Source organism: Pseudoalteromonas sp. TB25, assembly GCF_000497995.1.
Lineage (GTDB): Bacteria > Pseudomonadota > Gammaproteobacteria > Enterobacterales > Alteromonadaceae > Pseudoalteromonas > Pseudoalteromonas distincta.
In genome coordinates, this window is sequence record NZ_AUTI01000365.1 from 22226 (window position 1) to 32602 (window position 10377).

General features: G+C 41.2%; 8 protein-coding genes. 3 read left to right on the forward strand and 5 right to left on the reverse strand.

Going from position 1 to position 10377, the window contains the following annotated elements; all coding sequences use genetic code 11:
- Window positions 1-9: 9 nt before the first annotated feature.
- The 5 genes from L652_RS0115585 to ilvG form a co-directional block, all read right to left on the reverse strand.
- Window positions 10-1044, reverse strand: coding sequence for an ABC transporter substrate-binding protein (locus L652_RS0115585; protein ID WP_024596947.1), 1035 nt, complete (start codon window positions 1042-1044; stop codon window positions 10-12).
- A gap of 97 nt (window positions 1045-1141) precedes the next feature.
- Complete coding sequence (ilvA, locus tag L652_RS0115590; protein ID WP_024596946.1) at window positions 1142-2695, reverse strand: threonine ammonia-lyase, biosynthetic; 1554 nt, start codon at window positions 2693-2695, stop codon at window positions 1142-1144.
- A gap of 2 nt (window positions 2696-2697) precedes the next feature.
- Entirely contained in the window at window positions 2698-4554 is a 1857-nt protein-coding gene (gene ilvD / locus L652_RS0115595; RefSeq protein WP_024596945.1) for a dihydroxy-acid dehydratase, read from the reverse strand.
- A 103-nt stretch (window positions 4555-4657) separates the two neighbouring features.
- Window positions 4658-4903 carry an acetolactate synthase 2 small subunit gene (ilvM, locus tag L652_RS0115600; protein ID WP_002959893.1) on the reverse strand — a complete coding sequence of 82 codons (246 nt, stop codon included), beginning with the start codon at window positions 4901-4903 and terminating at the stop codon, window positions 4658-4660.
- Window positions 4900-6549, reverse strand: a complete 1650-nt coding sequence (ilvG, locus tag L652_RS0115605) for an acetolactate synthase 2 catalytic subunit (RefSeq protein ID WP_024596944.1) — start codon at window positions 6547-6549, stop codon at window positions 4900-4902. Before ilvG ends, ilvM begins: the two co-directional genes overlap by 4 nt.
- A 540-nt stretch (window positions 6550-7089) precedes the next feature.
- Here ilvG and L652_RS0115610 point away from each other — a divergent pair.
- From L652_RS0115610 to L652_RS0115620, 3 genes are all read left to right on the forward strand, one after another.
- Window positions 7090-8760: a phosphoethanolamine--lipid A transferase gene (locus L652_RS0115610; protein ID WP_024596943.1), complete on the forward strand. Its 1671-nt coding sequence runs from the start codon at window positions 7090-7092 to the stop codon at window positions 8758-8760.
- Window positions 8757-9128 (forward strand): diacylglycerol kinase, encoded by a 372-nt coding sequence (locus tag L652_RS0115615; protein WP_007582120.1) that lies wholly within the window; start codon window positions 8757-8759, stop codon window positions 9126-9128. The genes L652_RS0115610 and L652_RS0115615 overlap by 4 nt, the downstream gene beginning before the upstream one ends.
- Window positions 9119-10377 (forward strand): sulfatase-like hydrolase/transferase (locus L652_RS0115620; protein ID WP_024596942.1); only part of this gene is annotated, 1259 nt, incomplete at its 3' end. The genes L652_RS0115615 and L652_RS0115620, both read left to right, overlap by 10 nt.

The following is a 10377-nucleotide window of genomic DNA, read 5'->3' on the forward strand; positions in this document are numbered from 1 at the left end:
CCTAAGCAGTTAATTTTTACTAAAAATCAGCCGTAAATACAAAGGTATTGAAATAATACTTACCAAAATAGCTGCCATGAGCATCCACGATAACTGCATCTTTTCAGGTTCTTGGTATTTATAAATAAAGTGAGATTTTACTTCGTCAAATTCGTTTTGCTGTATGCCATATAAGTCCGCAATTAAGCGCCACTTTGCTATCGACATATGCCCTAAACTGGTGGTGGGTGGGGTTATATAACTTTTTAGTACTTCAGCCTCAAAGGCGAGCTGATAAAAGCTTTTACCCGGTGCATAGTTTTGCTGAGTGACTGCAATGGCTTCATCCATGTTCATCATTGCATAACGCCACCCTTTTAGGCTCGCTTGGTAGAATTTTTCGACCGTTTGAGGATTTTTCTTCAGCATGTTTTCGCTGGTAAATAAAATGTCGCTATATACGTCCATACCATAACGCTGTGGGCAAACAAGTCGATGAGCTACGCCTTGTTGAGTCATATAATAAGGCTCTGTAGTAACATACACTTGCATAGCATCTAGCTTGTTTTCAATCCAAGCCTGGCCTGGATTTTCGCCATCGTAAACTTTGAGTTTATCCACATCAACGCCACTGCGTTTAAGCATAATAAGTAGTTCAGTGCCATCATTTTTGCTTACCGCAGTGATACGTTTATTAACAAAGTCACGTGGATGAAAAATATCAGACGTGTCTTTAACCATCCAGCAGTAAGGTGAAAATTGCAATAAGGCAGCCATAGCAACAAGAGGCTGGCCATTTATACGTTGCTGTAAAATACCAGAGTGCCCTACACCAAATTGTGCTTCGCCACTGGCGACAGGAGCAAAGGTATCAGGTTTCATTGGATTAGCTTGTTTAATGGTTACATCAAGGCCCGCTTCATTATAAAAGCCTTTTTGCTTTGCTATATAGTAGCCAGCAAACTGAAACTGATGTGTCCATTTTAGCTGTAATGTGACTGATTCTTGCGCCGCGATATGGCTACAAAAAAAGCACAATCCAATGATTAATCCTTTAAATAGCAACTAGGTGTCCTCAAAAAGTATGACGATTACCTGTAACTATATGTAAAACGTGTAATAAAGCAAGCACTCTAGTTAGATGCCTGCCTTTAAAGGAGGATTATACTGAGGCGAGTTTTTCGGCTTTTTCTGCTTGGGGCTTTGATGTTAAGAATTGGCTAAAGCACGGATTTTGTGTTTCATCTTGTACACTATAACCTAAACGGTTTAAGTGCTCGTTAAACACCTCATACTGACTCGGCTCAATAGCAAAACCTGCCAGTACATTCCCCATTGAACCACCGTGATTACGATAATGAAATAAGGTAATGTTCCAATTACTACCTAAAGTATCTAAAAAGCGTGCAAGCGCACCTGGATACTCTGGAAATTCAAAGCGAAGTAAGCGCTCATGTAATTGCTCGGGTGCTTTTCCGCCAACCATATAGCGCACATGTAATTTAGCGAGTTCGTTATCCGACAGATCGCAAAATTGGTAGTCATTATTTGTTAAGTCTTGCTTTAGCTCATTAAGCTCTTGCTCGCCTTGGCGCAGGGCAATACCTACAAATATTTGTGCTTCACCAGGTCCTGCATAACGGTAGTTAAACTCAGTAATAGCACGACCACCTAAAGAAGCACAAAACTGTTTAAAGCTGCCTTTTTCTTCTTTAATAGTAACCGCTAATAACGCTTCGTTTTTTTCACCCAGCGCAGTGCGCTCTGCAACATAACGCAGGCGATCAAAGTTTAAATTAGCACCGGATAAAACAGCCGCTAAATGTAACCCTTTTAAACCAGACTGCTGGCTCCACTTTTTAAGCCCTGCCGTTGCAAGTGCACCTGAAGGTTCTGCTATTGCACGGGTAGATACAAAAATATCCTGCATAGCAGCACATATTTCGTCGCTGGTAACGGTTATAACTTCATCACAAAACTTTTGCGCTAAGCGAAATGTTTCAGTGCCAATAATTTTAACCGCTACGCCATCAGCAAAACTACCAACGCGTTCAAGCTCTACCGGTTTGCCTGCTTTAAGTGCCGCTTGTAAACATGCACTTTCGTCGGCTTCTACACCAATTACTTTTATATCTGGACGCAGCGATTTAATATAAACCGCCATCCCAGCAAGTAAACCGCCGCCGCCAACAGGAATAAACACCGCATCAAGCTCGTTTAATTGCTGCATAAGCTCACGTGCTACAGTACCTTGACCAACAATGACGTCTGGGTCATCAAATGGTGGAACAAATATACCGTTTCGTTGCTCTGTAAGCTCAAGCGCATGTGCTTTTGCGGCATCAAAATGATGCCCATGTAGCACAACTTCACCGCCAAGCGCACGTACCGCACTTACTTTTATTTCAGGCGTTGTTACTGGCATTACAATTGTGGCTTGATGCCCTAAGTGAGAAGCACTTAGTGCAACGCCTTGAGCATGATTACCCGCTGAAGCAGTTATAACCACTGAGCCTTTAGGTAATTTATTTAATTTGTTATACGCACCGCGTAATTTAAATGAATACACGGGCTGTTGGTCTTCACGCTTTAACCAAACATGGTTACCTAATTTAGCACCAAGCTCAGCCATTTCGCTGACCTCGGTAACTTTAGCCAAAGGCTCCATGTTTGCTTGAATAATAGCGCGAAAATAATCGAGCTCTTGAGAGACCATAATTAACTAAGCGCCTCCAATTTAGCTAAGTCACGCACTGCGCCTTTATCAGCACTTGTTGCAAGTAATGCATAAGCCTTTAAAGCAGACGATACATAGCGCTCACGATCAACTGGTTTGTACGCCAGTTTTCCGCGTGCTAATTGTTTTTGTTTACGTGCTTCAAGCTCTTCATCACTTAACGCTAATGTGATTTCACGAGTTGCGATATCAATAATGATTTTGTCGCCATTTTCAACATAAGCAATTGCACCACCACTTGCCGCCTCTGGCGACACATGACCAATTGATAAACCTGAAGTACCACCCGAAAAGCGACCATCAGTAATAAGTGCACATTTTTCAGCTAGGCCTTTTGATTTCAAGTAGCTAGTTGGGTATAGCATTTCTTGCATACCTGGGCCGCCTCTAGGGCCTTCGTAACGAATAACCACGATATCGCCGGCTTTTACTTCATCGTTTAAAATACCTTCTACAGAATCATCTTGTGATTCGTACACGACTGCAGTACCTTCAAAATGTAGCATTTCATCAACAACGCCAGCGCTTTTAACAATACAGCCATCAACTGCTAAATTACCCGAAAGTACAGCTAAGCCACCATCTTGACGAAAAGCGTGTTCGACACTTCGGATACACCCATTAACACGGTCGTTATCACCCTCGTCCCAACGACACTCTTGGCTCATTGCTTTAGTGGTACGAATGCCCGCAGGGCCAGCACGGTAAAATTTGCGCGCCGCTTCGTTAGTAGGATCTGTTGCATCCCATTTTTTAACGAGCTCAGCCATAGTTGACCCAGCAACATGATTAACTGACATATCAACTAAGCCTGCTTTGCCAAGTTCACGTACGATTGCCATCATGCCGCCTGCGCGGTGCACATCTTCAATGTGATATTCAGGTGTCGCTGGTGCAACTTTACATAAAAATGGTGTTTTACGAGAGAGCGCATCAATGTGCGACATATCAAAATCAACGCCCGCTTCTTGCGCTGCAGCAAGTAAATGCAATACCGTATTTGACGAGCCACCCATTGCAATATCAACAACCATTGCATTCATAAAGGCTGTTTTGTTAGCAATAGCACGTGGCAATACATCTTGATTGTCTTTTTGATAATACTCACGACATAAATCAACAATACGAGCCCCCGCTTCAACATAAAGTTGTTTACGGTCTTTATGAGTCGCAAGCGTCGTGCCGTTACCTGGCAATGCTAAACCAATCGCTTCTAGCAAACAGTTCATTGAGTTTGCAGTAAACATGCCTGAACACGAGCCACATGTTGGACACGCAGAGCGCTCTACTTGCTCTGAATCTGCATCACTTACCGATTCATCAGCGCCTTTAACCATGGCATCTACTAAATCAAGTTTAATATCGATGTTAGCAAGCTTAGTTTTACCTGCTTCCATTGGACCGCCTGATACAAATATTACCGGAATATTTAAGCGTAGTGCTGCAAGCATCATTCCTGGAGTAATTTTGTCGCAGTTTGAAATACAAATCATCGCATCAGCACAATGACCATTTACCATATACTCAACCGAGTCAGCAATTAAGTCGCGCGAAGGCAGCGAATAAAGCATGCCGCCGTGACCCATTGCAATACCATCATCAATCGCAATAGTATTAAATTCTTTAGGGACGCCACCGGCTTGTGTAATGGTTTCAGCCATAAGTTCACTTAACTGATTAAGGTGAACATGCCCTGGTACAAATTGTGTAAACGAGTTAACTACGGCAATAATCGGCTTACCAAAATCGGTGTCGGTCATACCTGTTGCGCGCCATAATGCACGAGCGCCTGCGCGTTTACGCCCTTCAGTTGTTGTTGCACTTCTTAATTTAGCCATAGTTACCTCAGTTTTTGCCGCAGAATAAGCGGGCATTCCTCATTCTAAAATTGGTGAGTAACCGAGTGATTCAGTTACTCGTAAATTGTTTTCCAGTTCGTAATTACACAGCCTGTTGTTGCTGTAAATTTTGTAAAGTGACTTCTTTTACATCCACCAGCTTATTTAACTGGCTGGTTAAAAGGTGAATTGGTTTATCACTATCTACCGTCATGTCTACATTATAAAAACCATCGTCCATATTGAGCTGAAAATGCGTAAGGTCAAAACCACGATGACGCACCACTCGTAAAAAGCGCTCTACCGCTATACTTTGACTTTTTAATGCAATAGTTAGGCTATGTTTCATTTTGCTTTCTCCGTCATCATTTCGTCGTTAGCAGCCCCAGGTGGTACAAGCGGCCAAACATTTTCTTTATCATCAATACAGGCATGTACTATGTACGGACCTTTACTGTTAACTAATGCAGTTATCGCATCATCAACTTGGTTAGCGTGAGTAATTGTTTGCCCTGGGATACCAAATACAGCAGCTAATTGCACAAAGTCTGGGTTATCCGACAGATTAGTTTCAGAATAACGCCCTTCAAAAAATAGTTCTTGCCATTGGCGAACCATCCCTAAACGCTGGTTATCTAAAATTAATATTTTTACAGGTAAATTGTTACGACGAATAGTGGCCAGCTCTTGAATATTCATCATTATAGAACCATCGCCCGATACAGTGATAACAAAGTCATCAGGGCGTGCTACTTGCGCGCCAATAGACGCAGGTAGACCAAAGCCCATTGTGCCTGCACCACCACTGCTTAAATGATTACTCGAATGAGTAAACTTCATGTGTTGTGCTACCCACATTTGGTGCTGACCAACATCGCAGCACACAACCCCTGTTTTTGGCATGCGTTGGCTTAGTTGGTTTAATAAGTACGGTGCAAAAACCTTCTCACCTGGGTAGTCGTAACGCCACGCATGCTTAATATTCATTTCTTTATTTGTGTCACACCAAGCTTTAGGTGTTACAAAGCACTCAAGTGCGGGTAACGACGTTTTTAAATCGGCAATTAATGAAGCCTTAGCAGGTTTTCGCTTACCAACTTCAGCAGCATCTATATCTAAATGGATTACTTTAGCTTTAGCTGCAAATTTAGCTAAGTTGCCTGTTACGCGGTCATCAAAGCGTGCCCCTATACATACAAGTACATCACATTCTTGCACTGCGATATTAGCAGCTTGACCACCATGCATACCCAACATACCTAAGTAATGTTCGTAATCTGGTAATACACTGCCTAGCGCTTTAAGTGTTGATACAGCTGGCATCTGAGTTTTATTTAAAAATTGCATTAGTTCGTCTTGCGCATCAGCGGCTTGTACACCACCACCTACATACGCTACAGGCTGTTTAGCCTCACTCAACAATTGATTAGCAATAGCAACTTGCTTTAAATCTAACTCTGGTAAGTATTCATCAGCTGCTAGCCAAGGTTTAAAAGGGACTTGCGCCATTTGAATATCTTTTGGGATATCGACAAGTACAGGACCTGGGCGGCCGCTTTGCGCTAAATGAATTGCTTCTTGTAATATCTCTGCTAAGTCTTCAGCTCGTTCTACCATGTAGCTGTGCTTAGTACACGAAAGCGACATACCTAGTACATCTATTTCTTGAAACGCATCTGAACCAATCGCTGCAGTAGGCACTTGGCCGGTGATCGCCAATAATGGTACTGAGTCCATCATCGCATCAGCAAGAGCGGTTATTAAATTAGTTGCACCTGGGCCCGATGTTGCAAAACATACGCCTAATTTACGTGTGCTACGAGCATAACCAACAGCTGCAAACCCTGCACCTTGCTCATGGCGAGTTAGGTAGTGTTTGACTGGCGCGCCATACAGCGCATCGTAAATTGGCATAATAGCTCCGCCTGGGTAGCCAAATACTTCATTTACGCCGTGTTTGGCCAATAAGTCGATTGTTAGTTCTGCGCCTGTCATTAATAAACCCTCATTCCTCAGTGACAACCCAATTACAAATTTTACCCTTAAAACTAAAAAGCCCTCCGAACGGTTAAGTGCGGAGGGCTTTTTTAATGCTTAAGTTTTTAAAGCACTACGAAGCCCTCGCGGGAATAATCACCACGATAATAATCAGGACTAGGTTAAGTGCGTTTGTAAGCATGTAATTAATACCAAATTTTGTTCAATTATCGCGAAGGTTATTCCTTCGCTCTCTTTTTATATTAGTACCGCGCTAGGCCCTTCAAGTCAACACCAAAGTTAATCTAACAAAAAGACTAAAAGGCAATTTATCAGGTTTTAAAATTCATTATACAAGCTAGTAGTGGTTTTTTTATGCTCTAATTTTAATCTCAGAAATTCACTATTCTTATATCCCTTATTTAAGGTTTGATTAATTTTTGAGAATATTTTTATAAATAAAATTATTTATCACCTTCAGGTAATGCGTAGGTTCTCTTAAGCGACTCTTAAGTGTTGTTGCATAGCATGGCGTTGTTATTTTAAACGAGCCTAAATATGAACATAACTAGCCAAACACCAGCACAAAAAAAGCCAAATCGTAGTAAGCGGTTTTACATTCACTGTAGTGCAAATGCCTTTGTAGTGATGATTGCCTGTTATTACTGTTTAGTTATAAACATTCCTTTTATTCAAGGTTCGTTTAGCGCCATCACCTCCCTTGCATCTTTTTCATGGCTATTTTTACTTTCAGTGCCACTGCTGTTGTTATGCCTTTTAATTATTTTCTTTTCAATAGTGTCGGTTAGGTGGTTACTAAAACCAATTAACTACCTTTTACTGATAATTTCGAGTGCCGTACTTTACGGCTCATTAAATTACGGCGTCGTGTTTGACTATTCAATGATTCAAAACACGTTCGAAACAGATTCAAGCGAAGCACTGAGCTATTTAAATCCGCAGCTCATAGGCTTTCTACTACTGTTTTGTGCGCTACCTGTTTTTATATTAAGCAAAGTAAAAATACACTTTACCCGCCCTCACCAAGAAGCAATTAGTCGTATAAAACTTATTGTAGCGTGCTGCTCACTAATTGCTTTAGTGGTCGTAAACTTTTACGCCGATTACGCAGCCACTGGCCGCAATAACCGCATTTTGAAAAAAGAACTCATCCCATTTCAGTATCTCTCTAGCGGTTATAAATATATGCGCGATCAGCTGCTGTATACCAATATGGAATTTAAAAATATAGATGCAACACCCACTCTCATTACGCCTAACAACACCAGCGTAACAGTTATGGTTGTTGGCGAAACCGCACGAGCAGAAAACTTTTCTTATCAAGGTTATAAGCGCAACACCAACCCTTATACACAAAAGTATAATGTGACGTATTTTAATAATGTGGCGTCTTGTGGCACCGCTACTGCTGTGTCTGTGCCGTGTATGTTTTCACTGCAAACACGAGATAACTTTGATCGATTAGCAGCCGACAACCAACAAAACCTGGTTGACTTAGCACAACAAGCTGGCAGCGACGTACTGTGGGTTGATAACAACAGCGGCTGTAAAAACGTATGCACCCGTGTTGTTAACATTGATATCCCAACCACCCCATCAGCGCTTTGCGATGGAAAATATTGTTTTGATGAAGCACTTCTTGCTCCACTTAAGCGCAAACTCGCTAATTTAAGCCAAGCTAATACCGTTATCGTCCTACACATGATGGGCTCACACGGACCAACCTACTTTAAACGCTACCCAGAAAAATTTAAGCAATTTACGCCCACGTGCGACAGAAGCGACATTCAAAACTGCTCACTCGATGAATTAGTTAATACCTACGACAACACAATTGCGTACAGCGACTTTGTTAACGCCCAGGTAATTGAGCAATTAAAAGCGCTGCCAAACAACATAGATAAGCAGTTTTTATATGTCTCTGATCATGGTGAATCACTTGGCGAAGCCGGTGCTTATTTACATGGTTTTCCGTATAGCTTTGCACCTAGCACACAAACGCACGTTCCTCTTTATATATGGGCTGATGAGCATAATCAGCGCATTACTAATACCTGTTTAGCTAATCTAGACACCCGCGCTGCACGCTCACACAACAATATTTTTCACACCCTTTTAAATTTAATTGGCATTAAAAGCAAAACGTATCAGGCATCACTTGATTTACTTGCTAACTGCCAAACAACACCAAGCGAAATAAAACTATGAGTAATAAAACCGTTATAAAACGCCAAGGCTTAATGCGCCTTATTTTTACCTTAAGCCATTCTTTTAACGGCTTAAAATGGATGAGTCGATTTGAAGCGGCGTTTCAACAAGAGCTAGCACTGTTTTCATTACTCGGTGTGTTTGTGTGGCTACAAGAAATTGCACTAAGGGATAAATTACTGCTTATAGCTAGCCTGCTTTTTGTATTGTTTGCTGAGCTGGTAAATACGGCAGTTGAAGTTGTAGTTGATAGAATTGGCAGTGAATACCATGAGCTTTCGGGGCTAGCTAAAGATATAGCCTCTGCAAGCGTGTTTATAGCTATGCTAATTGCCGCTCTTATTTGGTGGGCTGTGTTATGGGCATAAAGCTAACTTTTATACCTAAAATACAAAATACACTTGGCCCTGTATGGATTTTTGTTGTATTTGCTGTTTTGGCACTTAGCTTTTTAACACTTGCTCGCTTTGGATTAAGTGTATGGCAAGGGGAGCGTGTATTTGGATCGCATGCGTGGTTATCTATATTTATAGGTGGTTTAAGAGTTGATATAGCCACTCTAAGCTACATTATTATGCCCGCATTACTACTTACTTTACTGATGCAAAGCGTAGGTTGGCAAAATAAAGTACGCGGCCTCATTAAAATTTATTTAGTGACGATGTCTGCTTTACTTGTTTTTTTTGAAGTGATTACGCCTACGTTTATAAACGAGTACGATTTACGCCCAAACCGCTTATTTATAGAATATTTAATTTACCCTAAAGAAGTCTCAAAAATGATTTTTTCAGGCTATAAGTTAGAAGTATTTATTGCTGTTATAGCACTTATTTTAAGCTGTAAATTTGCAAGTAAAATATTTAGCAATCAATGGCAAAGCAAGTCATCACTAACAGGTTTAAATCAATCAATTTTAGCGCTTATTTTAGTATGCTTAACTATTTTTGGCGCCCGCAACTCATTAGGACACAGACCACTTAACCCCGCCATGGTCTCGTTTTCTACTGATCACTTACTTAACGACTTAACCCTTAACTCACTTTATAGCGTCGCGTTTGCAGTTAAGCAACTTTCTAATGAGCAATCGAGCCAAGACTATTACGGTAAAATGCCCACCGATGAATTACTTAGTATTGTGCGTAGTAACATGCAAAATACGCAAGGCACATTTAGTGATGTAACCGCCCCTACAAAAACGTTTCATCGCGCAAGTAATACAGGTAAACCCAAAAATTTAGTCATTATTTTACAAGAAAGTTTAGGTGCTCGTTATGTAGGCACGCTTGGCGGTTTACCGCTTACACCTAATATAGACGCCCTTTATAAACAAGGCTGGGGGTTTGATAATTTATACGCCACGGGCACACGTTCAGTACGTGGAATTGAGGCAGTAATTACAGGGTTTACACCAACGCCTTCGCGTGCAGTTGTTAAGCTTGATAAATCACAACGCGACTTTTTTACCATTGCTGATTTTTTAGCGAAGCAAAATTACAACACGCAGTTCATTTATGGTGGCGAAAGCCATTTTGATAACATGCGCAGCTTCTTTTTAGGCAACGGTTTTAAAAGTATCGTAGATACAAATAACTTTAAAAAAATAGACTTTAATGGCTC